The sequence below is a fragment of the Amphritea atlantica genome (assembly GCF_900111095.1).
Lineage (GTDB): Bacteria > Pseudomonadota > Gammaproteobacteria > Pseudomonadales > Balneatricaceae > Amphritea > Amphritea atlantica.
This window is the reverse complement of record NZ_FOGB01000004.1, coordinates 221,263-247,784: the sequence shown is the minus strand read 5'-3', so window position 1 is coordinate 247,784 and position 26,522 is coordinate 221,263. Positions and strand designations below refer to the sequence as shown.

Genomic DNA, 26,522 nt, shown 5'->3' with positions numbered 1-26,522 from the left:
AAGGTAATACATTGAGCACTCCTGTCATTGTCTGGCTGCGGCACGATCTGAGACTGGCTGATAACCCGGCACTCTTCTACGCCGCGCAACAAGGCCCGGTCATTCCGGTATTTATCGAAGACACCACCGGTGAGAACCCATGGCAACCCGGCGCAGCCAGTCGCTGCTGGCTGCACCACAGTCTGGACAGTATCAATCAGCAACTGGATGGTTGTCTGCGACTGTTTCAGGGAGACCCCCTTACTGTTTTGTCACAACTGATCGAGCAGACCGGAGCCCTTGCTGTGTTCTGGAACCGCTGCTATACCCCCCAGGCCATCTCACGGGACAAACGGATCAAGCAGACACTGAAAACGGCGGGCATTGAGGTCCACAGCTTTAATGGCTCACTGCTGTGGGAGCCCTGGCAGGTCAGTAAAGGCGATGGAACACCTTACAAAGTATTCACTCCCTTCTTCCGCAAGGGCTGCCTGAATGCCCCGCCACCGGATGCCCCCCTTCCGAGACCGCAGCTAACGTCAGCCTCTGCCCCCAAGTCTTCAAATCAGCTCAGCCTGGAACAGCTTGGGTTGCTGCCCGATCACCCCTGGCGTGAGCGTATCAGCGAACACTGGGATATATCCGAGGATGCCGCCTGGAGGTTGTTACAACAGTTCACCACAGAACGGTTAGAACACTATCAACAGGGCCGCGACATCCCCTCGCTTGAAGCGACTTCAACCCTGTCCCCCTATCTTCAGTGGGGGCAGATATCACCCCGACAGATCTGGTATTACAGCCAACAACAGGCGACTGCGCCGGGACTGGAAGATGCTCTGGATACGTTTCTGAAGGAGTTAGGCTGGCGCGAGTTCGCCTATTACCAGCTCTATCACAATCCAGGCATCAGCGATACCAACCTCAATCCACGCTTTAACCTCTTCCCCTGGCGCAACGATCCGGCCTCCTGTCGTGACTGGCAACAAGGCCAAACGGGGTTTCCTATCATTGATGCAGGGATGAGCGAGTTATGGCAAACCGGCTATATGCATAACCGGGTACGCATGCTGGTCGGTTCATTTCTGGTAAAAAACCAGTTACAGCACTGGCTCCACGGCGCCCGCTGGTTCTGGGACACGCTGGTCGATGCCGATCTGGCATCCAACAGCGCCAACTGGCAATGGGTGGCGGGATGCGGCGCCGATGCAGCACCCTATTTCAGAATTTTTAACCCGGTCACTCAGGGGCAGAAATTTGACCCTGACGGCAGCTATGTGCGGCGCTACCTGCCAGCACTGGCTCGACTACCCAGCCGCTATATTCATACTCCCTGGGAGGCGCCTGCTTCGGTGCTCAGCGAGGCGGGAATCGAGCTGGGTTCAACCTACCCCGAGCCAATCCTCGATCTCAGGACAACACGCAAGCAAGCCCTGGAAGCATTTTCCCAGCTTAAACAGCAGAGCTAACACGCCAATAAGGCACCGACAACCCGGGGCAGCAGCCACTTCTTTACTCTGGTGGATCAATCGCATATCTTTGATCAGGTGTGTATCGCCAGGGTTAGGCAAATGTATAACCACTATTTCGGACTGATCTCCTCACCATTCGCGATTGCGCCTGATCCGGGCTATCTCTATATGAGTGCTCAACACAGGGATGCTCTGGCACATCTGCTGTATGGGATTCAGGGCAACAGTGGTTTTGTGATGCTTACCGGTGAGATCGGCACTGGTAAAACAACGCTTTGCCGCTGCATGCTGGGCCATATACCACAAGATACCGAAGTGGCCTTTATCCTCAATCCCACGCTGAGTTCTGAGGAGCTGCTGGCCAGCATCTGCGATGAATTGCAGATCCCCTATGATCAGCAAAATCAGAGCATCAAATCGCTCTCTGATGCGATCTACCACCACCTGTTACAGAGCCACTCCGAAGGAAAAAATACCATTCTGATTATCGATGAGGCGCAAAATCTCAGCCCCACTGTGCTGGAACAGATGCGCCTGCTCACCAACCTTGAAACCAATGAAAAAAAACTGCTGCAGATCGTCATGTTCGGCCAGCCCGAGCTACGCCAGTTAGTTGAACGCCCTGAACTAAAACAGCTGGCACAACGGATTACTGCCAGATTTCACCTGACAGCGTTAACGCTGGATGAAACCGAACACTATATTAATCACCGTCTGGCCGTTGCGGGATACAAACCCCGCGCCCAGACCTCAAACCCGATACCGGCAAACAGGGTCAGACAGATCCACCAGCTCAGTGGTGGGATCCCCAGACTGATCAATATCCTCTGTGATCGGGCACTGCTGGGAGCCTATGCCCGCAATGAGCCGTCGATCAGCGCAGAAATTCTGAACCAGGCGGCCAAAGAGATTTTTGGTAAGCCGCAAACAGAGCCCAAATCCAGCAACACGGGTGCCAACACGCTCACACTGGTACTGGGGGTTATTTTTATCGCCCTGCTGATCTACCGTTTCTACCCTGCAGCACAGCAATGGCTGACCGATACTGTTCCGGCACTGACGAATGCTGGTCCACTTCACGCGGCAACAGAACCCGAAACGCCCAATCCAACGGCGGCCCAGGCAACAGTCGCCCCCGAACTTCCCTCCCCGGCGGCAATGACAACAACGGAGTCTGACACTTCTTATCCAGACACATCTCTTCCAGCCTCGTCAGCGGCTCTTGCAACAAACCTGACAGAGACAGCACCAGACGCCCCTGACCCGGTCACGTCTCCCCAGAATAACGAACCCCGGATGCAGACAGTCAACATTGCGCCCCTAGCGCAGCCCGACCAGGTTCCTGAAAGCCATACTAACCCGGCGGAGCCTGCTCCCGTGTTATCTGCCACCGGTCCACAGCAGAACCAGACGACCAGTACCGTCTCAATTGAAATCAGCGATAACCCCGAAGTGCGCGCTTATCAGAGCCTTTTCAGGCTCTGGCAACTGGAGATGCCTGCAGACCAGGATCCCTGCCAGTTTGCCTTAAACCACGGGCTGCGATGCCTGCATAAACAGGGGCCTTGGCAGCAGCTACAACGGAATAATCGGCCAGCGCTGGTTCGCCTGCCCGGCAAGCCAGGCACCCGAACCAGTCAGATACTGGTGAGGATCGACAGCGACACCGCCTCCTTCACCGATGGCATCCGCACCTGGAAAACCCCTTTATCCCAGTTGGATGATATGAGCCCGTTCAACTACACGCTGCTTTGGCATCCCCCCAGGGGATACCATACATTAACCCGACCCGGCAGTTACGGCCCCCATATCCTCTGGGTTAAACAACAACTGGCTCAGCTCTCCCCCCTGTTTCAAAGCGAGATGAATGACTATTTTGATGATCAGCTAACACTGTATATCAAAGCGTTTCAACGCAGCCAGAATCTGCTCCAGGATGGCATCATGGGTCCTGAAACACTGATCCGCCTCAACACTCTGGTCGAGGCTAATATCCCGCTTATACTGAGCTACCGGGAGCCATAAGCCGATGTCATATATTCTCGATGCGCTGAAAAAGTCAGACCAGGAGCGTCAAAGCCAACCGCTGATCGATATCGCGCCTGTCCAAAGCGGTCCGACAACACGGGGACCCAAACGAAAAAAATGGCTCTGGCTGGTACCGGCACTACTGTTAGCGAATATCATAGTACTGATCTGGCCGGATGCAGCGCCGCCCAGGAGTGTGGCTGCCGTTAGCGGCAACACAGTGCAACCGGAAACGTCCACAACAGGCACAGCCACACCCCCAGCCCCTGCCATTACAGACTCAGACTCACAGTCTGAATCCGGGATCACCGCACCTGAGCCTCAACCCATCGGTCAGGATCAACGACCAGACATAAGTGTGAGACCCTCCTATCACCGAGATCCCTTTGCTCCGCTACCCGGACATAACGTTCCCAGCCCTGAAGAGGTCGTAACCACCGCAGCCGATACAGTAGTCGATAGCATACCAACTAAACCGGCAGTACCCCTGCCCGATGTCGAACAACTCAACCGCAGCCTCCTCAATCAGGCGTTAATCGAGCAACTGGCACCACTGAGAGAGGCACAGCCATCAAAGCCGCCCACAGATGCAGCACGGGCGCTGCAGAGAGCGGCGGCAGACCAGTTGGAGATCCCCGCGATCATTTCTGACATTAGCACTTCTGAACCCAGCACTTCTGAATCCAGCTCTTCTGAACCCAATTCGTCAGCGCAACAAACATTGGTGGAAAACAGCAATGTGCCGTTGCTCAACGAACTGGACCCTGAGACACAGAACGCTATACCAGACCTGAAAGTGTCGGTGCATATCTATGCCCAGACACCGGAGCAACGTATGGCAAGAGTAAATGGAAAGATGATCCGTGAGGGGCAGCGTCTGACGGACGACCTGCGTCTGGAGGAGATCAGACCCGAATCCCTGGTTTTCAGTTTTCGGGGCAACCCGTTTTTGCTGCTCAGATAGAAGGTCTGGCCATCTGGCCCAAAAAAGGGGGAGAGCTAAACACAGCGACTGGGTTTAGCTCAACAGGGTTTAACGATATTGCTTTAACAGTTCAAGCATCGCTTTATTCCCGGTGGCTTCTGCCAGCTTAAAGCTGTCCTGACCCAACTGATTTTTCCGCCGGGGCTGAGCACCATTCTCCAGCAACCACTGGGCAACCTCAACATGCCCGCTATTCACCGCCAGCATCAACGCGGTCTGGGTAAACTCATTGCGGGTATTGATCGCGGCGCTCTGTTCGGCCAGCAAAATAACACTGTTGCGATCCCCCGCAGCGGCGGCGACCATCAGGGGCGTATTTCCTCTGGCATCGGGCTTATTCACATCGGCACCGGCCGCGAGCAACCATTTCAGTGCCGCAATCTGTTTGCGGGTGATCGACCTGATCAGCGGCGTACTGCCATTCAGATCGGCAATGTTAAGATCCGCGCCACTCTCTTTCAGCGCTTTCATCGCCTTCAGCGCGCCATGATCAGCAGCATACCAGAGCGCCGTGCGTGACTGTTTATCCCGGGTATCCGGATCAACACCATAGCTTACCAACAGCTCAATCAACTGAGGCAGATCCGAAGCTGACGCCTCCAACAGAACATTGGCCTGTTCCCGCTTCAGGAGCTTGCCAGAGCCACTGTCCAGCAGCTGTTTAACAATCTCTGCATGTCCGCTTTTAACCGCCAGCATCAGAGCACCATCACCATTTTCCAACAGTGGGCGCTGATCCGCACCAGCCTTAAGCAACATCCCGGTGACTTTATCGAATCCACGCTCAGCCGCCAGCATCAGCATACTATGGCCATCGGGAAGCTGATGATTAACATCCGCACCGGCACCAATAAGCATACTGACAATATCGCTATGCCCCTGCCACACAGCACGACTCAGGGGAGTATGTCCCTCCTGATCAACCTGATTAAGATCAGGCTTGCTGCGCAACAACTCAGCGACCACTTTATCCTGCCCCCGCCAGCTGGCAAGCATCAGCGCTGACCACCCCTGAAAGGGGTTACTATCACCGGTTACCACCTGATCAACCGAGTTCAGAGCCTCCAGCGCCACCAGCGAAGCATCCCGCTCCGGGGGGGCCAGATTATTACGTTTCGCCCCTTTTGCACCGAGCCAGGCGGATACTTTTTTATGGTCGCGGTTAACCGCCAGATCCAGCGCTGTGTAGTCACTGTGGTTAATACCATTCATGCCGACTCCGGATGAGACCAGCAGCTTAACAGTCGCCAGATGACCGCTACCGGCCGCCAGGTGAAGCAGGGTATTACCATTATCATCGCTAGCCGTTTTATCAGCCCCCGCTTTCAACAACAGTTTCACCACATCGGCATGACCCTGCTGCGCAGCAGCCATCACCGGGGTCACACCAAACTTATCTTCCAACCCTATCTGCGCGCCCGCTTGCAGCAGAATGCTTACCGTCTCCCTGTGACCCGCTTCAGCCGCTTCATAAAGAGCAGTGCGCTGACTGTCATCATGACTATTGATATCCGGGTGCTGCTCAAGCAGTTGCTTTAATTCACGATTACTGCCTTTTTGCGCCAACCAGCGCAGGGTTTTCTCTTTATCGACGGCGCGGTACTCTTTTAACTGTTTCTTCTGCCGGGTTTCGGAGGTTTCCTTATGCATCTGCCGCTGAGCCAGCGGATGCCCCTGCTCTGCGGCAACCGCCATCAACTCCTCAGCACGGACCGGGTCTTTATCTACACCCCAGCCCTTTTCATACATCACCGCAAGATTGTAGGTGGCTTTAACATGCCCCTGGTTAGCCGCTTTTTCAAGCCAGAACACTGCCTTTTCATGACTTTTAGTCACACCCTGACCGTTACGATAGAGCGTCGAAAGCATATATTGCGCTTCAGCATCACCACCACTTGCCAACGGCTTTAACAAAGCGTACGCCCCGGCATAATCTCTGACACGGATGGCCGCTTTGACATCACCTAGCTCCTGATGCGCACCATAAGCCGGGGATATGTTGAAAGGCGCGCTCAGCAAACTGATTGCGAAGATAAAAAGTGCGGCGGACCACCACCGTGAACCAACAGCCCGATCAGGCAGTACCATATTTCGTTTCGACCTCAATACCTATCTTCTTCAAAAAGCCGGTGGGCAGAATACCACCAGCACATACAATCACGTAATCATTTGGAATACGGTGTAGCTCGTCTTCCATATTGAGCACCACTTCAGACTCCAGCACCTCATTGACCGTTGAGCTTAACATTAAGTTCAACCGACCGCTTTCAGCAGCCGCTTCCACTTTGCGCCGGTTTTTCTCTTTAGCCCGACCAAAGGCAGCGCTCCGGTAAGAGATCGTTACCGTCGTGCCGGGCTCTTCCGCAATACTGGTGGCGGCTTCCAGAGCACTATCGCCCCCACCAACAACCAGAACATGCTTACCCTTATACTGTGCCGGATCTACCAGACGATAGACCACTTTACTCTGTTCCTCTCCCGGAACCCCCAGTTTACGCGGGGTGCCCCGGCGGCCAATCGCCAGCAATACTGCCCGGGTACGATATACCGATTTATTGGTTGTCACCTCGAAGCCGCCATCCGGCAGGTGATCAATATGATCTACCCGCTCTTTATAGTTAACCTTAAGTCCGGTCTTTTGCTCCACCTCAGACCAGAAATCGATCAATTTCTCTTTTGTGGTCTCTTTAAACTGGAACTCACCCACAATCGGCAATTTGGCCGGAGCGGTCATCACCAGCTTACCCCGCGGAAACTGCGCCACTGTTCCGCCCAGCGATTCCTGTTCGATGGTTTTCACGGTCAGCTTCTTCTCCATCGCCCCCAGCGTGGCGGTAATGCCCGCAGGACCAGCCCCCACGATAAGCACATCCAGGAGATCACCACCGGAGCCCATTCCCGGCGCCTTGGCAATCGACTCCATCGCCTTACGTCCCTGTTCGGTAGCATTTTTGATCAGCCCCATGCCGCCCAACTCTCCGGCAATATAGATCCCGGGGATATTGGTCTGAAAGTCCGGCTTAACGTTGGGGATATCCAGCCCACGTCGCTCAGTGCCAAACACAAGCTCAATGGCATTGGCCGGGCATGCGGTTTTACAGGCACCGTGACCGATGCAGTCTGCCGGGTTAAGCAGTTCAGCTTTATTATCAATCAACCCCAGAACCTGATGTTTTGCTTCGGGACAGGCATTTACACAGGAGCCACATCCAAGACAGATGTTGCTGTTAATAATCGGGTGAAGCGATGCCGGCTCCGTCAGCCCCGCAGAGATAGCTTCAGATTTGATCGCCAGATTAGTGCGGGTCTGAGTGGTTTTATACCAGTTATACAGCATCCAGATCGCCAGCAATGGCGCTCCAATAATTACATACTGATACATGTCGGCCTGTACGTTCATATATGATACCTATTAAAACGTCTTAACTACTTTTCAGGAATGATTTTTTTACGATTAAAATAAACGTCAAATCAACTGTTTCTTTCTTCTCCCTGGTAAAAGAAAGCCGGATTTTCTAATTAATACGTTAAAGAAAATACCCTGCAACAACAACTGTCTCCAACAGTACACACCCAAACCAGTTTTACCGCTCTGACATACTCGCAAGAGTGAAAATAGCGGACTGAGCATTACAGGTAGCTTACTGAAAAATAAGAAATTAATAAAAGCGGTACAGTTTATGCTTTGGTAGAAGATAAACCGATCTACGGAGTTTCTAATAGTATGACGCGTAATACCCTGTTTACTGCCCTGGCCCTGACTGCAGGCCTTGCAATTGCTGCTTTTGTCCTGACAGACAGCAACTCTACTCAATCTGGTGAGCCAGCCAATGGCATGACCCAGCGCACGGCCACAAGCTCTTCTCTGATGGCTGCTCAGGCTGCCGAAACCACCGCCACCATGGAAGCGGGTCCGCTCGACCAGATGGCCCAGAAACTGAAAAAACGGCTGGAAAATGAACCCGACGACATGGAAGGCTGGGTGTTACTGGGGCGCACCTATCAGTACATGAACGACCAGACAGCCGCAGACCAGGCTTATGCTAAAGCCACCGCTCTTGGCCTCCCTCCTGCCCGCCTGGAAGAGATTCGCAGCGGCATGGCGGCGAAACAGCCGGCTCAGCCTTCACGGGCATTTCCAGAACCCAAGACATCCCGAAATCTGACCGCAGTGATGATCGATCAGGCACTCAAAGACAGCCCTGACACCCTGCCAGCGGCGGTGAGTGGCAGCATAAAAATCACCCCCGAGTTAGCCAAACAACTGGCCGACAAGACTGCTACACTGTTTATCTTCGCACGGGCAGACAAAGGCCCACCAATGCCACTAGCAGCTATTCGCCAGAGCCCGGCTCAACTGCCCTTCAACTTCACTCTCGACGATTCCAACGCAGTGATTCCCGACCGCAAACTGTCATCAGCCAAGGCGGTTATCATCGGTGCGCGAATCTCATTTAATGACAGCGCCACTGCCGCTGCAGGAGACCTGGAAGGTTTCAGTCAGGTGGTCAACCCGGCATCTGGCAACCATGTGACAATTGAAATCAATCAGATTCATAAGTAACCAGATGAGCAATAACAAAGTGGCCGATACACAGCAAAAAACAGATATCAACAAACTATATCTCTCCCCTTTCGAACAGTTTGCCGCGCCTTTCGTATCCGTATCACTGGGACTGTTCCTGCTCTGGGGCTGGCAACAGAGAGATGAATACCTGATAACTGCTGAGTGGGGCCTGGGCTACTGGCTGGGCCTGGTTGCGGGGGTTATTTTTTTATTGATATTTATCTACCCGCTGCGCAAGAAGTTTAAGTTCATGCGCAGCACCGGTGCGATAAAAATCTGGTTTAACCTGCATATGTTCATGGGCGTTATCGCACCGGTAATGATCGCCTTTCATTGCAACTTCTCACTCGGCGCAACCAACAGCAATGTCGCCCTCTATTCGATGCTGTTCGTGGTCGCCAGTGGTATTGCCGGGCGCTATATCTATGCCCAGATCCACTACGGTCTGTTCGGCACCCACACCCGCATTGAAGAGCTGATGGATATTAGTCATGAGGCGCGCAAAATGCTCGGACAAAGCGGCGGCCTTGCCCCCGCTATTGAACATAAAATCAAAGAGTTTGAAGACTACGTCATGCGCCCCGGTGGCGGATTACTCAGCTTTATTCCACGCAAAATATTTATCGGTGTCAGCACATGGATCACCTACTTCACTCTGCGCCGACGCCTGCGCCCGATCATAGCAACCCAGGCGAGACTGGCAGGCTGGGACAGAAAGCAGCAGAAAAAGCAGTATAAAGAGAGCTGTAAACTGGTTGGTATATTGCTCAAAGCGATACGCAAAATGGCGGTCTACACCTTCTATGAAAAACTGTTTCACAACTGGCATAAGATCCATGTTGTATTTTTCAGCATGCTACTAATCACAGGTCTCATTCATGTTGCTGCGGTTCATATGTACTAATTTTCATGTGAGAATTTTTTCTCATTATTGAGAGTCTCAAAACACAGACACTGCAAGCTATTGATTTTAAAAAGAAACATCAAATATCACTTAATATATGTATGGACTTCGAGACAAGATCCAATATGGCCGTATCGCGATATTATGAGAAAAACCTGTGCGAACACATTCATATCATTGATATAAAAAGGTTTTTCAATAAAAGGCCTGTTTTTTGCTATTTAATACAGAAATTAACAGCATATATAAGCCTGTTACACGTGATGGTATTGGGGAAGAAGCTGCGGCATCACCCCGGTCAAATGTAAAACTGTAATCCGTGTAACAAGCAGTATCACTGGCCAGATCGGGGGAATGGCCATCGTTAATATTCCTCCTTTGTTCGTCCGACAGCCCTAAGACATCAGGGTTTTCGGCATTTATTGTACCGGAGGTTAAGTGAAGTTCTCTGAACGCATTCTCACGCTAAAGACAATCACCCTGTTGCTATTACTAGGCTTCAGTGCGCCCGGAGAAGCCAATATTTTCGAAACGATTCTGATGCCAGGTAAAGTGATCAATGGACATGCGCAGTTCGAAAAGGAGTGCGACAGCTGTCACGAGTCTTTTGATCAGAGCAAACAACGCGCCCGCTGTCTTGCCTGCCACGACCATCAGAACATTGCCAGGGATATTGAAGAGGGAACGGGGTTTCATGGGCGGATGGAAAACAGTAAGAATATTGAATGCAAAACCTGCCACTCCGACCACATGGGAAGAGAGGCGGATATCGTTCAGCTGACTCACTCCACCTTTAATCATGACCTGACCGATTATCCACTTAAAGGCGAGCATCGCACCGCTGCCTGCACCAGTTGCCATGAAGCCTCGCACCGTTTTCGCGAAGCCCCCGATCAGTGTATCGACTGTCATAAAGACAATGATAAACATAACGGCAAGCTGGGTGAACAATGTGACGACTGCCATAAAGAAACCGGCTGGCAGGATACCGGATTCGATCATGATGACACTGACTTCCCGCTGCTGGATAAGCACGCCGATGTTAACTGCAGCAGTTGCCATGCAGATGAGCAGTACAAAGATATTCCTGCTGAGTGTGTTTCATGCCACCGCCTGAATGATGCCCATGGTGGTCATTTTGGGGGGGAATGTGAGAAGTGTCATTCAGAGAAAGGCTGGGATGAACTGAAGTTTGACCATAACAATGACACTGACTTCCGGCTCAAAGGCGCCCATAAAGAAACCAATTGTAATAGTTGCCATGTCGATCCCCCCTACGATAAATCACCGGGCGATCAGTGCATCGATTGCCACCGTGCCGATGACACGCATCAGGGGAAAAATGGGACCAAGTGCAAAGACTGCCATTCTGAAAACAACTGGCAGAAAAGTAGTTTTGACCATAACCGGGATACTGATTTCAAACTCCGTGGCAGCCATAAGCCACTGGAGTGCCATAGCTGTCATAAGGGCAGTCTGGAAGATGAGCTGCAGACCGACTGCATCAGTTGCCATAAAGGCGACGATGTACATAAGGGCCAGCAGGGTGACAGCTGTAACCGCTGTCATGACGAAGAGTCGTTCTCAGGAGTGATCCGCTTTGATCACGACCTGACCCGCTTCCCCCTCATCGGTCAGCATGCCATTACCAGCTGCGAAGAGTGCCACCTTGAACAGACATTCAAAGACACCGCTCTGGCCTGCATCAGCTGTCATAAAGACGATGATATACATAAAGAAACACTGGGTGGACGCTGTGAGCAATGCCACACCCCCAACGACTGGGGTATCTGGCAGTTCGATCACAACACCCAGACCGATTTTGAGCTGACTGGCCAACACAAAGAGCAACCCTGTGAAGCCTGTCACATCAAGCCGGTCAAGGATCAGGAAGATATCGACCAGGCTTCAGACTGTTTTAGTTGCCACCGTAGCGACGATATTCATTTTGGTGGTTTCGGACGTTTTTGTGAACGCTGCCACACGACCGAATCGTTTGACGACACAAGCAACCTGGGTCAGTAATCCAGGGGATAATAGGTGATAAGTATGTCATTAATAAGAATTAAACCTGTTTCATCAGCCGCCGGTATGCTGCGGCGCCTTATCCCCCTATTCATGCTGCTGTTGCTCAGTATGATGCTGCCGGTTACTGCCCAGGCGATGTCCGACCCGGATAAACTGGCACAGCTGGACTCAGACACACAAAAAACAGAACAGTCAGCGGGCGATAAAAAAGCGCCCCGCGAGGCTTTTGATCACCTCAGTACCGGCTTTATGCTGGACGGCCAGCACGCCAATCTGGAGTGCTCCAGCTGTCATATCAAAGGGGTATTTAAAGGTACACCCAACACCTGTACGGCCTGTCACTCGTCCTCCAGTATTATTCCGGCGTCAACAAAAGCCAGCGACCATATCAATAGCAGTAATAACTGTGAAAGTTGTCACAATCCCGGCAGCTGGAGCGATGTTTCAAAAGTAGATCACGATGAAGTCACCGGCAGCTGCGTATCCTGCCATAATAACCAGATCGCTTTTGGTAAGCAGAGTGACCACCCCCCCGCCAGTGATAACTGTGAAGACTGCCACGCAACCAGTGGTTGGCAGACTTCCTCATTCGACCATACCGGCATCGAAAACAACTGTGTCAGTTGTCATAACGGCGTGAAGGCAACCGGTAAAGCCGCCAATCACATTCCGGTTAATAATGTGTGCGAAGATTGTCACCGCCCAACCAACTTCAGCGACCTGAGCCTGTGGAACCATCCGGATAACGGCAGCAATTGCAGCAGCTGTCATAATGGAAGTTTCAACACCAGCGGAAAGCCCGGCAACCATATCCCCAGCAGCAACAGCTGTGAAGATTGTCATACAATTAACACCTGGTCAGGAGCTAAGTTTGACCACACCGGAGCAACCAATTGTGTCAGTTGTCATAATGGCAGCCTTGCCACTGGTAAAGGGTCTGGGCACTTCAATACGTCTAATACATGTGAAGCCTGCCATTCCAGCAGCAGCTGGTCACCGGTTACGCAGGTCGATCATGATGAGGTCAATGGCACCTGTGAAAGCTGTCATAACGGCACCCGGGCTACCGGCAAATCATCCAGCCATATTCCAAGCAGCAATTCATGCGTCGAATGTCATGACCCAAACAGAGGCTGGGCCGATGCTAACTTCACTCATCCTGCTGGTGTAACTAACTGTGCCAGTTGCCATAATGGCACCACCGCCACCGGCAAAAATTCAGCGCACATTAATACCACCAACAGTTGTGAAAGCTGTCATACACCCAGCAGTTGGTCACCAGTGACCCAGGTTGATCACTCACAGGTAAATGGTAGCTGTGAAAGCTGTCATAACGGCACCACTGCAACCGGCAAGAATAGCAGCCATATTAATACCACTAATAACTGTACAGCCTGCCATACATCAGCAGCCTGGTCGCCGGTTACCCGGGTCGACCATACCGAAGTGAATGGCACCTGTAGCAGTTGCCATAACGGCACCATTGCCATTGGTAAATCTGCCAATCATATTCAAAGCGCAAATACCTGTGAAGATTGCCATAACACCATCAGCTTCACCGATGGCACATTCGATCACAGCGGCGTCACCGATGGCTGCTCAGCCTGCCACAACGGCAGTACCGCCACCGGTAAAAACAGTGCCCACATCAACACCACCAATGCCTGTGAAGCGTGCCACACACCCACTGCATGGTCTCCGGTGACCCGGGTTGACCATACTCAGGTGAATGGCACCTGTAGCAACTGTCATAATGGCACCACTGCCACTGGCAAGAATTCCAGCCATATCAATACCAGTAACAACTGTGAAGCCTGTCATACTTCAACCATCTGGTCACCGGTCACCCGGGTTGATCATAATGAGGTGCAGGGAACCTGTGCCAGTTGCCACAACGGTTCAGTTGCCACCGGTAAGTCTGCCAACCATGTCCCTTCCAGCAACAGCTGTGAAGATTGTCACAATCCGGAACAGGGCTGGGCGGAAGCGGTATTTGACCATGCCAGCACGACAGCTAACTGCGCAACCTGTCACAATGGCAGTACAGCCACCGGCAAAAACAGTGGTCATATCAATACCACCAACAGCTGTGAAAGCTGTCATGTCAATACTAACTGGACACCGGTAACCCAGGTTGACCACGCAGAGGTGCTTGGCTCTTGTAACAGCTGCCATAACGGCACCACTGCCACCGGCAAAAACACCAGTCATATCAATAGCACCAATAATTGTGAAGCCTGTCACACGCCAACCACCTGGTCTCCGGTCACCCGGGTTGATCATACCGAGGTGAATGGTAGCTGTAGCAGCTGTCACAACGGAACCCTGGCTACCGGCAAAGGTGCCAGCCATATCAATAGCAGCAGTAACTGTGAAGCCTGTCACACGCCGACTACCTGGTCACCGGTCACCCGTGTCGATCACGCCGAGGTGAATGGTAGCTGTAGTAGCTGTCACAACGGCTCTCTGGCTACCGGCAAAGGCTCCAGCCATATCAATAGCAGCAGTAACTGTGAAGCCTGTCACACTCCAACCACCTGGTCCCCCGTCACCCGGGTTGATCACGCCGAGGTCAATGGCACCTGTTTCAGCTGCCACAATGGCAGTATTGCGCTGGGCAAATCCGCTAACCATGTTCAGAGCAGTAATACCTGCGAAGACTGTCACAACACCACCAGCTTTACCGGTGCGGCGTTTGATCACAGCGGTGTCACCGGCAACTGTTCCAGCTGCCACAATGGCACCACGGCAACCGGTAAAAATGCTACTCATATCAACAGCACTAACAGCTGTGAGTCCTGCCATACCCCGACCACCTGGTCACCGGTAACCCGGGTTGATCATACCGAGGTCAATGGCAGTTGTAGTAGTTGTCATAACGGTTCAATTGCGACAGGTAAAAACACATCGCATATCAATACCACCAACAGTTGTGAGTCCTGTCACTCTTCTACCAGTTGGTCTCCTGTGACAACGGTGGACCACAATGAGGTCAATGGCAGCTGCAGTAACTGTCATAACGGCACTCTCGCAACGGGTAAAAACTCAACGCACATTAACACCACCAATAACTGTGAGGCCTGCCACACACCAACCACCTGGTCACCGGTAACCCGGGTTGATCACGCCGAGGTCAATGGCACCTGCAGCAGCTGCCATAACGGCACCATTGCGCTGGGTAAATCCGCCAACCATATTCAGAGTGGTAACACCTGTGACGATTGTCACAACACCACCAGTTTCACCGGGGCGGTGTTTGATCACAGCAATGTGACAGGCAGTTGCTCCAGCTGTCATAACGGCACTACCGCCACCGGCAAGAATAGCTCTCACATCAACACCACCAATAATTGTGAGGCCTGCCATACACCGACTACCTGGACACCGGTGACACGGGTTGACCATGCAGAGGTCAATGGCACCTGTAGCAGCTGTCATAATGGCACCATTGCGCTGGGTAAATCAGCCAACCATATTCAGAGCAGTAATACCTGTGATGACTGCCACAACACCACCAGCTTTACCGGGGCGGTGTTCGATCACAGCGGCGTCACAGGCAGTTGCTCCAGTTGTCATAACGGCACTACTGCCACCGGCAAGAACAGCTCTCACATCAACACCACCAACAACTGTGAATCCTGTCATACGCCGGTCAGCTGGACGCCGGTGACACGGGTTGATCACGCTGAGGTCAATGGCACCTGTAGCAGCTGTCATAACGGCACTATCGCCCTGGGTAAGTCTGCTAATCATATCCAGAGCAGTAACACCTGTGACGATTGCCATAACACCACCAGCTTTACCGGGGCGGTATTTGATCACAGCGGTGTCACCGGCAGCTGTTCAAGCTGTCATAACGGCACCACGGCAACCGGTAAAAATGCGACGCATATCAACACCACCAATAACTGTGAATCCTGTCACACACCAGTGAGCTGGATTCCGGTTACCCGGGTGGATCACACCGAGGTGAATGGCACCTGTAGCAGTTGCCATAACGGCACCATTGCGATGGGTAAATCAGCCAACCATATCCAGAGTGGCAACACCTGTGATGACTGCCATAACACCAACAGCTGGGCGGATGCCGTGTTTGACCATAGCGGTGTCACCGGCAGTTGCTCAAGCTGCCATAACGGCACTACGGCTACAGGTAAGAATGGTACCCACATCAACAGCTCCAATGTCTGTGAAGCGTGCCACTCATCAGTGGCCTGGGTTCCGGTTGTCCGGGTTGACCACGCCGAGGTTAATGGCACTTGTAACACCTGCCACAACGGCGTCATCGCGACAGGTAAGTCTGCCAATCATATCCAGAGCAGTAACACCTGTGATGACTGCCACAACACCAATAGCTGGTTAGGTGCATCATTCAACCATGACAATGTATCGCCGGGCACCTGTGAAAGCTGTCATAACGGCAGCACCGCCACAGGCAAGCCGGGTAACCACTTTGTTACCACCGTCGCCTGTGACGAGTGCCATAACACAACCTCATTCGTGGGTATTAACTTCAACCACAGCTCTGGCTCCTATCCGGGCGACCACAGAGCCAACCCTGGTTGTAATGCATGCCATACCTCTAACAGCGAGACAATCCCTTGGCCAACTCCGGCTTATGCACCGGATTGTGCGGGCTGTCACGCGAATGATTTCAGGCCGAATAAACATGAAGGCGACACCGTCTCCACAGCGCGTAACTGTGCCGGCAGCTGTCACCGTCAGAGCAGATCGGAACACAGTGTTCGAGATAGGAATTGGGACTAATGAACAAACTAATTAAAGCATTACTGCTGAGCGCGCTGGTTCTGCCGGCCACTCTGATTCAGGCACAGCCCATTGGTGAGAATATCATGGAAGGGGTCGAACTGATCCGGAGTAAGTCGCCCTGCGACCCGGATCTGGCCATCATCCACATGCACTACCCGGTCCGCTATATCAGCCATTACCCGCAGGACCCCAGTGATGAGTTACGGATACGAATCAAGCATATACAGGTCGCTCAGATCGATCAGAACGCACGAGATCTTCGGGAGTCAGCTACACCGGAAGATCACGATCTGCTTGATGAGGTGGTTTACGAGGGTGACTTTGCTGGTGGGCCCTATCTGACACTGCAATATCTCGAAGCGGTGCGTTCTGAAGTGATCCAGGGCAGTGATTACCGCACCATTAAGGTATTGATCTACCCATCAAAACGAACCCAGCAGGCCAAATGCCAGTAATCCGAATTTGAAACTGAGAAAACATAATGCATAACCCGACCAGAACCCTGTTATCGTCTCTTATTGCTGCTGTTATAGCAGGCGGATCGCTCACAGCCCTTCCCTGCTATGCTGAGGCACAGCCTCAGAGCATGGAGAGTGCAACAATACAGTCGAGCGGCCGGTACGCAATCCATGTAGCATCGCTGGCAAGCCTCGCTGATGCAGAAACAATGATTAAAGAGCTGCCTTTTAAGAGTCAGGTCGCCTATATCACCAGCGCTGTTGTCAAAGGTAAAAAGTGGTATCGGGTCAGAGTCGGCTTTTTCCCCAGCGCCAGGGATGCAGAAGCACTGGCAGCATCGATCCGCAGCACTCACCCAGAGCTCTGGATCACCAAGGTTCCAGAAACCGAAAAGCTCGCCGCCATTGCCGAAGTGAGCCGTATCACCCAATCATCGGTAACAGCAGAGACAAAACCGCAGCCAGCACCGCCAGAGAGCGAAACTGCGATGGCGCCCCAGACGACACAACCGACAGATAAAGCCGGGCTGACAACAAACGATAAACCACCTGCCCCAAGCAAGCCGGTTGCCGTTATCGCTTCCAGCGGCGCGTCCGGGACCTCTAAGCCGGCATCGGACAGCAGTGACCCTCTGGGACAAATAATGATTCGGGCTGAGCAATCGATGATTGCACAGGAATATGACCGGGCGATCCAGTTATACACTAAAATTCTTCGCGAACCTGAGAACCAGTATAGTCGTCAGGCTCTTGAATTCACCGGTGTTGCGCGGGAACGAAAAGGCCAGCAGGCACAGGCTAAAGCGGCCTGGGATCAGTATCTGGAAAAATATCCAGATGGCGCTGACGCCCTGCGTGTTCGCCAGCGTATCACGGCGATGATTACCGCCACAGAGACCCCGACCACACGTACCACTTCAACCCGCAAAGCCGAGCCATCCCGCTGGGACGTTTATGGGGGCGTCTCACAGTTTTACCGTCGTGATGAGTTTTCCACAGAAACCGAAGACTTTAAGACCACCTCAGTTAACCGTGATGCACTGTCGAATGACCTCTATCTGACCGGCCGCTACCGGGGTGATGAATACGATATCCGTACCCGGTTCTCCGGCGGCTATGAGGAGGATTTCCTCGACAGCACCCAAAGCGAAGCCCGCATCACCACCATGTATGTGGATTTTCAGGATAAGCAGGCAAGTAACACCCTGCGCCTTGGACGTCAGTCCAGCAGTTCCGGCGGCGTGCTGGGCCGTTTCGATGGCCTGCTGGCCGGACACTCGCTTAATGAGACTGTCAAGCTTAACCTGGTTGCCGGTTTTCCTGTTGAAACCTCAACCTATAAAGAGGTTAATCTGGATCGCTGGTTTTATGGCGTGAACCTTGATCTGGGCACCTTCAACGATGCCTGGGACTATAACGTCTTCCTGATCGAGCAGCGCAACGAGAGCATACTGGACCGTCGTGCTGTCGGTGGCGAGGTACGCTATTTCCAGCCAGGCAAAACGCTGTTCACACTACTTGATTATGATATCTCCTATAACGAACTGAACACCCTGTTTGCACTGGGCAGCTGGACCAATGCGAAAGAGCAGACCTTCAACCTCTCTGTCGATTACCGTAACAGTCCTGTACTGACCACCACCACAGCGATCCAGAGTCAGTCGGTCAATACACTGAGTGAACTGCTCGCCAAAGGAATAACCGAGGATGAAGCACGTCAGTATGCACTGGATCGTACCACCCGTAGCTTCACCTCCACGCTGGGTATGGTGCAGCCCATCACTGAGGATTTTCAGCTGAGTGGTGATCTGACCGTTTCCAAACAGGGCGACAGCAAAACCTCGGGCGGTGTCGACGGGTTTCCCGGTACGGATTATGAATACTCACTGTTTGTACAGGCGATCGGTAACAACCTGATTAAACAGGGAGATCTGGGCATTGTCGGTATACGTCTCACCGATGCAACCACCAGCCAGAGGATAGGACTGACCCTGAACAGCCGTTATCCGGTCAACGAAAAATTAAGAATCAACCCACGTTTTCAAACAGAATACCGTGAAAATACCGACGATAACACTTCGCAGTGGTATGTTCGCCCCTCTGTGCGTCTGGAATACCGCTGGACCCGTAAAACCCGTTTTGAATTTGAGACGGGGGGCGAAGTATCCAACCGCGAGCTCACCGACGATACCAGCGAAACTAACAGTTATTACATAAACTTAGGTTATCGTCACGATTTCTGAGCGACAACACCTGCGACTCTCATATTCACTATTACTAATAAATAATTAGTAATAGTGAATATGATTTATATTAAAAACATTCACGTTAATTGCTTAAAATATGACCATTTGGTGATTGTGGTCTTTGTCTTTTCTCATCTAAACTAAACAAACACTTGATCGACAGCAGCTTGAAACGGAATTCTCTTTATCTGTGTCCAGTGAATTAAAAATACAAAAGGATGTGAGGATGAGGAATGCCGAAGCGTTACAGCGAGACGACAACGAAGTAATCGAGCAAAGCATTAAAGAGTGGTTTACGTCCCGGAAGAAGATAACCCCGGAGCTTTTTAATCGTTCGCTGTCGCTGGCTAAGGAACAGGATGGGTCTGTCAGCCTGCCGCTGATGCTGTTAAAGCTGGGGCAGGTCAGCGCTGAAGATCTTGCGCTATGCCTGGCAGAAGTCACCCAACTGTCTAAAGTTTCTTTCGAAGATTTCCCTGCCAACCCCGCATGCGCTGAGCTGATCAGCGAGAACTTTCTCAAACAGCACTCCGTTATCCCACTTGAATTCAGCAACGGTGTCCTGACACTGGCGATGCTGGATCCCAGCGATCAGTTTGTCATCAAAAGCACCCGGCTCGCCTCAGGAGCAGAACAGGTTAAACCGGTCGTCATCAGTAAAACCGATCTCGACTCGCTGTATGATCAGTTCTACGGCGATGGTCAGTCACAACTGGGCAAAATCGCAGATCAGATCGCCGATTCGGGCAGTGATAACGATACCGATGTTGAACAACTACGTGATATGGCCAGCGAAGCGCCAGTTATCCGACTGGTCAACCTGCTAATCCAGCGCGCCTGCAAAAGTAACGCTTCAGATATCCATATTGAGCCGTTCCACGATAAGCTCAGGGTGCGGTTCCGTTGCGATGGTTTGTTACAGGAGGTTGAAGCCCCTCCTGCCCACCTCAGCGCGGCAGTTATTTCACGCATTAAAATAATGGCCCATATGAATATCGCTGAACGGCGCCTGCCACAGGATGGCCGTATCGACCTCCGCGTCCAGGGGCAAACTATCGATATCCGGGTGTCCAGTATCCCCACGGTTCATGGCGAAAGCGTAGTGATGCGGATTTTGCAGCGCGATAGTCTGGTATTAGACTTCGAGAGTCTCGGCATGAGTGGCGAACCTCTGGCACGCTTTAAAAGCGCCCTGGAAAAGCCCAACGGCATGATTCTGGTTACCGGCCCCACCGGCAGCGGTAAATCCACGACGCTGTATACCGCGATGCAGGGACTCAATACTGAGCAAAGAAAGATTATCACCGTCGAAGACCCGGTAGAGTATCAACTGGAAGGGGTGAATCAGATCCAGGTTCGCTCCTCCATCGGTCTGGATTTCGCAACCACGCTGCGCTCTATTGTCCGACAGGACCCGGATATTATTATGGTGGGGGAGATGCGGGATCTGGAAACCGCAAAAATCTGTATCCAGTCAGCGCTGACCGGTCACCTGGTACTTTCCACCCTGCATACCAACGAGGCCGCCGGCAGTATCACCCGCTTACTGGATATGGGCGTGGAAGATTACCTGTTAACCTCCACCCTGCTGTGCGTGGTCAGTCAGCGTCTGGTGCGCAAACTGTGTCAGCACTGTGCCGAGCCCTTTGAGCCAATGCCGGAGTTATTAGAACGTCTCAGCTGGAATAGCGGCGAGACCATTGACCCCGGCAGTAAGCTCTATAACCCGGTCGGCTGTGAGCACTGCCGCAATTCCGGCTATAACGGGCGTATCGCCATCTCAGAAGTTCTGCCCGTTGATGATATTATCCGTCGGCAGATCATGCTCAATTGTGACGCCAAAGAGTTGCAGCAACTGGCCGTCGAACATGGCATGAAAACCATGTATACCGATGGGTGCACTAAGGCGCTTGCAGGGCTTACCACCCTGGAAGAAGTACTGCGCGTCACTCAGGAGGGCTGAGATGACGACCTTCTATTACAAAGCGATTGGCAATAACGGCGAGCTGACAGAGGGTATTATCTCCGCCAACAACCGCGAAGAGGTGATTGTCCAGTTACAAGCCAGCGGAAAAGTGCCGATCTATGCCGACAGCCAGCAACCTAAAAGTCAGAAAAAGAAAACCCGGAGTGTGCGTTTCAGTTCAGTAAACAGCGAACTGATCTTCGAATTCACACAGGAACTGATGTATCTGGTTGAAGCGGGTATCCCTCTCGACCGCAGCCTCGAAATTCTGCAACAGGGCACCCCTTCCAGCGTTCTGCAACAACTGATTCATGAGTTGCGTCAACAGCTACGCGGCGGCCAGACATTCAGCCAGGCTCTGGAAAAATTCCCCCGTTATTTTAATCCGCTTTATGTCAGTCTGATTCGGGCGGCTGAAGCCAGTGGTCAGATTGGCCGGGGGCTGGAAACTCTGTGCCAGCATCTGGAGCGCAGCCGTCAGTTAAAAGAGAAAGTATCTGCTGCCCTGCTTTACCCAATAATACTACTGGGCGTATCACTGCTTTCAATTCTGATGATCCTGCTCTACGTGGTGCCGCAATTTGCCGATATCATCGCCGGTTTCAGTAAAGAGCTGCCCCCGGAAACTCAGTTTGTGATGTGGCTGAGTCGTGTGACTATCGACTACGGTGTTTATGCACTGGGAATACTCTCATTGCTGCTGATCTTCGCATACCGAACCCTGTCCAGCGGTTCAAATACCGCCTGGTGGGACGCTTTACGACTCCGGCTGCCACTGATCGCAAAACTGCATATTAAGATTGAATACACCCGTTTCTGCCGCAGCCTCGGCAACCTGATCAATAGTGGCGTGCCAATGCTCTCCAGTATTGAGATGGCCAGTGCCGCTTTCACCAACAACACACTGCTCAAAGAGATCACTCTTGCCGCCACCCATATGCGTGAGGGGGGCCGCTTATCAGATCAACTGAAGAACAGTAAACGGGTACCGCCGCTGGTGGTCCAGTTGACTCAGGTGGGCGAGGAAACCGGTGAACTGCCCGGCATGTTGTTAAAAACTGCCGATATCTACGACCGGCAGATCGAAACAGAAACACAAAAGCTACTGCATATTCTGGAACCCGCCCTGATTCTGTCTCTTGGCTTCATCATTGCCGTTCTGATTATGTCACTTTTGTCAGCCATTATCGGAATCAACGATATAGCACTCTAATCAAGGAGAGATATGTGAACAACAACTCAACGTACACACAACGGGGCTTTACCCTGCTGGAGATACTGGTGGTACTGGTCATTCTGGGGCTGTTGGCGGGCCTGGTTGGCCCCCGGGTGTTAAAACATCTGGATAGCTCAAAAACCAAAACCGCAATGTTGCAGATTCAGGAGCTGGGTGCCGCACTGGACCTCTATCGTCTCGAAGTCGGCAGTTACCCCAGTACCGAGCAAAACCTTGATGCACTGATCAATCCCCCTGAAGGGGTGAGTAGCTGGAACGGTCCCTATCTGAAGAAAAAAGTGGTTCGTATGGATCCCTGGGGACATGAATACCATTACAAATTTCCCGGTGAGTTTGGTGAATACGACCTGTTTTCGCTGGGCGCGGACAACAATGAAGGGGGCGAAGGCGAAAATGCTGATATCGTCAGTTGGCAATAAAAATACACAGTTAAGCGCCTGACAGACAAAACGGGGGATACAGTGCAACCATATTCAGTGCCACAAAGAGGCTTTACCCTGCTGGAAATGCTGGTCGTTATGGCCATAGCAGGGATGTTGCTTGCACTGATTGTACCCCGTTTTGGCTCCGCCTTTGCCGGAGCACAGTTTCAGCAACAGGTGCATGCCCTCAACACCTCTCTTAATCAGGCACGCAACAGAGCCAGTGCCACAGGCAAGATAGTCAGGCTACAACTGTCAGACAGCGACCGCAGTCTGATCGATAATACCGGTGTACCGGTGTTCAGCTGGCCAGAGGACTGTGAACTGGTGTTTGCAGACGCTGAGCATCAACCCCTGGATGATGGATTCATACTGTTTATCCCCGGTGCGGGCAGTAACGGCGCGGCGCTGCAATTGATTCAGCAACGCGACTCTCAGCCACGCCGGACAGAGTTCCGCATCAACTGGCTGACCGGAGGGGTAAGCTATGCAGCGCTCTGAAATGCAGCGGGGCTTCTCCCTGCTGGAAGTGCTGGTGGCCATGGTTATCGCAGCACTGACTCTGGGAGTCATTCTCAACCTGTTTTCCGGCGCGGCCAAAAGCGCTTCGGTCAACTCAGACTATCGCAATGCGTTGCAGGTTGCGGAAAGCACTATGGAGCAACTGGCCAGCGACCCGTTACGCGACCATGACCTTGAGGGTGAGGTCTCCCAATATCGCTGGCGGGCCAGTATCACCCCCTGGGAAAACGGCACTGAACAACCGCTGCGCTCCCCTTTTATGCTCTATCAGATTGAGGTACAGGTGAGCTGGGGTGAACGCCAGGATTTCCCGGTGATATTAAAAACACTGCGCCTGGGGGCCCGTTCATGAACAGGGCGAGAAACAGAGACTCTGGTTTTACCCTGCTGGAGATGCTGGTTGCAATGGTCATCACCACCATCCTGCTGACGGTTGTTTATGGCAGTTTCTATCAGGGAATTCGCAGCTGGCGCATGGTCTCTGTTCACAGTGACAGTGAACAACAACAATACCTGCTGCGACGGCACCTGCAACAGCAGTTGCAAAACAGTTTGCTGATTCAGGAGAGTCAGACCCGTAACAGCCCGATCGCATTTGAGGGTAATGAAGACAGTATTGAATTTGTCGCTGAGCTTTCCCCTTTGCAGGGTGATGCGGGTTTGTACCGCTACCGGGTGACTCTGAAAAATGAACCCGCAGAGCTTGATATCCAGATCACCCCCTATGGAACCGATAATCCGGAGCAGCAACAACATCTGACCCTGGCAACCAGTAGCCCGCTGCAGTTTGAATACAGTGACTCCGCCGGCAACGATATAAACTGGTTAGAGCGCTGGCCTTATAAGAACCGCCTCCCCCAATTGATCCGCATCTTTCAGCCCGATACCGGGCAGTCAGACTGGCTTCCCCTGATTATTGAACCCAGGAGGCACCGGCATGCGATCTGAAAAAAGAGGTATATGGCTGACAAAGATACAGCAACGCAGCAACCGTCCGGGGTTAGTTAATCAGCACGGTGTCGCCCTGCTCAGCGTGCTCTGGGTGGTCACGATCCTTTCTCTTCTCGCTGGCAGCCTGGTCGCCAGCCAGCGTTCCAACAGCGATACAACCCGACAATGGTTAAATCAGGCACAGGCTCGCTATGCTGCAGAAGCAGCGATTCATCTGACCCTGTATAACCTGTTGAGCCATCAGCTTCAACCAGGCTCTGAGAATACCGAAACCGAGGTGAGTGAGTTACCGGTTTACAACGGGTTTACGCTAAACAACACCCTATACAGCGAAGCGGGCAAGGCCGATATCAATCAGATATCAGACCCTCTGTTACGCAAGATCATGCAGGGGGTAGTTGATGATCCCCAACTGGCTGATACCCTGACTGACCGGATTCTCGACTGGCGTGATGGCGATGAGCTGGTACGACTGAATGGTGCCGAGCGGCGTGATTATCTGTCGGCTAATCGTCCGTTTCTGCCCACCAATCAACCCTTTAAAAGCGTTTCGGAGTTACAGCGGGTGATGGGGATGACCAAAGCCATCTTTCTTAGATTACAACCTCTGGTTACGATCTACTCGGGACAAAACGGCATTGATATGGCGGCGGCCCGGCCTGAGATGTTAGTGGCACTGGGGGTATCTACCAATCAACCACGACGCTTTTTCAATGCGGCCAGCAGTCGTATTCTGGAAATAACGTCCCGGGTTGAAAAACCGGGCCTCAGTGGCATTCAACTCAGGTCCACCATCGCGCTCCAGCCCGGCAACATCAGAGAGCCTTTTCATATACTCGCATGGGATTTTTCAGTTCCCGGCTTGACAGAAATGGCAGCCAACCTGCTGCCAGAACAAGGGGGTAGTAATGCTACCAAACAATAATAACGGAAATGAAACCGACGACAGGCCTCTGCTTGGCTGGGACCTGCTGTTTCAGCGCAGCAAGGATGCGATGCTGATGGTCGATGCCGATCTCAATATCATTGAAGCCAATGAAACCGGCTTAAAACTCTGCAACGTTGGACGCAACCTGAAAGATATTGAAAGCATCAACAGTAAACAGGATGAGCGTCGCACCATTACCAGCAGTGTGCGCTGGACAATGGAACAGAAAATCTGTGCAGAGGGCCGGATAATCTTTCTGCAACAGAACAACGCCGATGTCGAAGTCGATATCTACCCGGTCAGCCACCCAGAACATGGCGCCGTTATCATTATCAAAGACCCGACTGAATCTCTCAATCATCAGAGCCTGAAAGGCGTTCCTGAAAAGCTCTACCGCCTGGGCATGACGGCCGCCGGAATTACCCATGAGCTGAGCAATCCGGTCAGCTCACTCTATAGTCAGCTTGAACTGATGCAGAGCCGGCAGAAACAACCCGATCAGGACCTTCAAACCTGCCTGGAGCTGGTTAGCCGAATCAGAGCGATATTGCGGGAACTGTCCGGAATTATGACCGAAAGCTCACCGTTCGACAGTCGCAGTATTGATCTGAACAGTTTCATTCCCAGCACCCTGAATCTGCTGAAGTTTTGCCCTGAAGGCAGGGAAACCGAGATTTTTCATACTGTCGATCCCAACCTGCCGTTGCTGGATATCAGCGAAAAACACCTTTTATTATTGCTGGACAACATCTGTGACAACGCAATAAAAGCAGCCGGCGAAGGTGGCCGGATAGCTGTTGATGCCACGCCAGACGAACAGGGCGGAATCAGCCTGAGTTTTACTAATAGCGGACGCAACCTGAATCCCGAAAACCTGGCGCAAAACGATCTTTATAGCCGGGGTATGGGAGTTGGGTTGATGATCACACGCCAGATTATCGAAAGTTACCAGGGCAGCCTGAGCATCTCCCGTACCTCTGATGGGGGAACCCGGGTGTTGCTGAACTTCCCCGCACAATGCTGTCGAGAAAGAGATGATAGCTAACAGGTCTGTACCGAGTT

19 protein-coding genes are annotated in these 26,522 nt (G+C 52.3%); 17 read left to right on the top strand and 2 right to left on the bottom strand.

What is annotated here, in order from left to right; translation table 11 throughout:
• The first annotated feature begins 11 nt into the window (after positions 1-11).
• The 3 genes from BMY09_RS08975 (at position 12) to BMY09_RS08965 (ending at position 4,440) form a co-directional block, all read left to right on the top strand.
• Positions 12-1,445, top strand: coding sequence for a cryptochrome/photolyase family protein (locus BMY09_RS08975; protein WP_091356847.1), 1,434 nt, complete (start codon positions 12-14; stop codon positions 1,443-1,445).
• A gap of 102 nt (positions 1,446-1,547) precedes the next feature.
• Positions 1,548-3,473 (top strand): ExeA family protein, encoded by a 1,926-nt coding sequence (locus BMY09_RS08970; RefSeq protein WP_091356844.1) that lies wholly within the window; start codon positions 1,548-1,550, stop codon positions 3,471-3,473.
• A 4-nt stretch (positions 3,474-3,477) separates the two neighbouring features.
• A complete protein-coding gene (locus BMY09_RS08965; protein ID WP_091356841.1) occupies positions 3,478-4,440 on the top strand; it encodes a general secretion pathway protein GspB in 963 nt (320 codons plus the stop codon).
• A gap of 69 nt (positions 4,441-4,509) precedes the next feature.
• On the opposite strand, the gene BMY09_RS08960 is transcribed toward BMY09_RS08965, so the two are convergent.
• Positions 4,510-6,549 carry an ankyrin repeat domain-containing protein gene (locus BMY09_RS08960; protein ID WP_091356839.1) on the bottom strand — a complete coding sequence of 680 codons (2,040 nt, stop codon included), beginning with the start codon at positions 6,547-6,549 and terminating at the stop codon, positions 4,510-4,512.
• Complete coding sequence (locus tag BMY09_RS08955; protein ID WP_091356837.1) at positions 6,536-7,861, bottom strand: NAD(P)-binding domain-containing protein; 1,326 nt, start codon at positions 7,859-7,861, stop codon at positions 6,536-6,538. Before BMY09_RS08955 ends, BMY09_RS08960 begins: the two co-directional genes overlap by 14 nt.
• 324 nt (positions 7,862-8,185) lie before the next feature.
• Here BMY09_RS08955 and BMY09_RS08950 point away from each other — a divergent pair, with 324 nt between their 5' ends.
• The 14 genes from BMY09_RS08950 to BMY09_RS08885 all read left to right on the top strand — a co-directional run bounded on the left by BMY09_RS08950 (position 8,186) and on the right by BMY09_RS08885 (position 26,505).
• Positions 8,186-9,025: a tetratricopeptide repeat protein gene (locus BMY09_RS08950; protein ID WP_091356834.1), complete on the top strand. Its 840-nt coding sequence runs from the start codon at positions 8,186-8,188 to the stop codon at positions 9,023-9,025.
• Between the two features lie 4 nt (positions 9,026-9,029).
• Positions 9,030-9,932 carry a hypothetical protein gene (locus BMY09_RS08945; protein WP_091356831.1) on the top strand — a complete coding sequence of 301 codons (903 nt, stop codon included), beginning with the start codon at positions 9,030-9,032 and terminating at the stop codon, positions 9,930-9,932.
• A 438-nt stretch (positions 9,933-10,370) separates the two neighbouring features.
• The gene (locus BMY09_RS08940; RefSeq protein WP_091356829.1) at positions 10,371-11,957 is read left to right on the top strand and encodes a cytochrome C; all 1,587 of its coding nucleotides are present in this window, start codon (positions 10,371-10,373) and stop codon (positions 11,955-11,957) included.
• A 24-nt stretch (positions 11,958-11,981) separates the two neighbouring features.
• Positions 11,982-16,727 carry a cytochrome c3 family protein gene (locus tag BMY09_RS08935; RefSeq protein ID WP_139203168.1) on the top strand — a complete coding sequence of 1,582 codons (4,746 nt, stop codon included), beginning with the start codon at positions 11,982-11,984 and terminating at the stop codon, positions 16,725-16,727.
• On the top strand, positions 16,727-17,185 hold the full coding sequence (locus tag BMY09_RS08930) for a hypothetical protein (protein ID WP_091356825.1): 459 nt from the start codon (positions 16,727-16,729) through the stop codon (positions 17,183-17,185). The genes BMY09_RS08935 and BMY09_RS08930 overlap by 1 nt, the downstream gene beginning before the upstream one ends.
• A gap of 26 nt (positions 17,186-17,211) precedes the next feature.
• The gene (locus BMY09_RS08925; RefSeq protein WP_091356822.1) at positions 17,212-19,431 is read left to right on the top strand and encodes an SPOR domain-containing protein; all 2,220 of its coding nucleotides are present in this window, start codon (positions 17,212-17,214) and stop codon (positions 19,429-19,431) included.
• A 229-nt stretch (positions 19,432-19,660) separates the two neighbouring features.
• A complete protein-coding gene (gene gspE, locus BMY09_RS08920) occupies positions 19,661-21,397 on the top strand; it encodes a type II secretion system ATPase GspE (RefSeq protein ID WP_091356820.1) in 1,737 nt (578 codons plus the stop codon).
• A 1-nt stretch (position 21,398) separates the two neighbouring features.
• Entirely contained in the window at positions 21,399-22,613 is a 1,215-nt protein-coding gene (locus tag BMY09_RS08915; RefSeq protein WP_175483487.1) for a type II secretion system F family protein, read from the top strand.
• 14 nt (positions 22,614-22,627) lie between these two features.
• Positions 22,628-23,056: a type II secretion system major pseudopilin GspG gene (gene gspG / locus BMY09_RS08910; protein WP_091356816.1), complete on the top strand. Its 429-nt coding sequence runs from the start codon at positions 22,628-22,630 to the stop codon at positions 23,054-23,056.
• Between the two features lie 42 nt (positions 23,057-23,098).
• Positions 23,099-23,560, top strand: coding sequence for a pilus assembly FimT family protein (locus tag BMY09_RS08905; protein WP_139203167.1), 462 nt, complete (start codon positions 23,099-23,101; stop codon positions 23,558-23,560).
• On the top strand, positions 23,547-23,933 hold the full coding sequence (locus tag BMY09_RS08900; protein WP_091356812.1) for a type IV pilus modification PilV family protein: 387 nt from the start codon (positions 23,547-23,549) through the stop codon (positions 23,931-23,933). The genes BMY09_RS08905 and BMY09_RS08900 overlap by 14 nt, the downstream gene beginning before the upstream one ends.
• Positions 23,930-24,529 carry a prepilin-type N-terminal cleavage/methylation domain-containing protein gene (locus BMY09_RS08895; RefSeq protein WP_091356809.1) on the top strand — a complete coding sequence of 200 codons (600 nt, stop codon included), beginning with the start codon at positions 23,930-23,932 and terminating at the stop codon, positions 24,527-24,529. The genes BMY09_RS08900 and BMY09_RS08895 overlap by 4 nt, the downstream gene beginning before the upstream one ends.
• A complete protein-coding gene (locus BMY09_RS08890) occupies positions 24,519-25,457 on the top strand; it encodes a type II secretion system minor pseudopilin (protein ID WP_091356806.1) in 939 nt (312 codons plus the stop codon). Before BMY09_RS08895 ends, BMY09_RS08890 begins: the two co-directional genes overlap by 11 nt.
• The gene (locus BMY09_RS08885) at positions 25,441-26,505 is read left to right on the top strand and encodes a sensor histidine kinase (RefSeq protein WP_091356804.1); all 1,065 of its coding nucleotides are present in this window, start codon (positions 25,441-25,443) and stop codon (positions 26,503-26,505) included. Before BMY09_RS08890 ends, BMY09_RS08885 begins: the two co-directional genes overlap by 17 nt.
• The last annotated feature ends 17 nt before the right edge of the window (positions 26,506-26,522 follow it).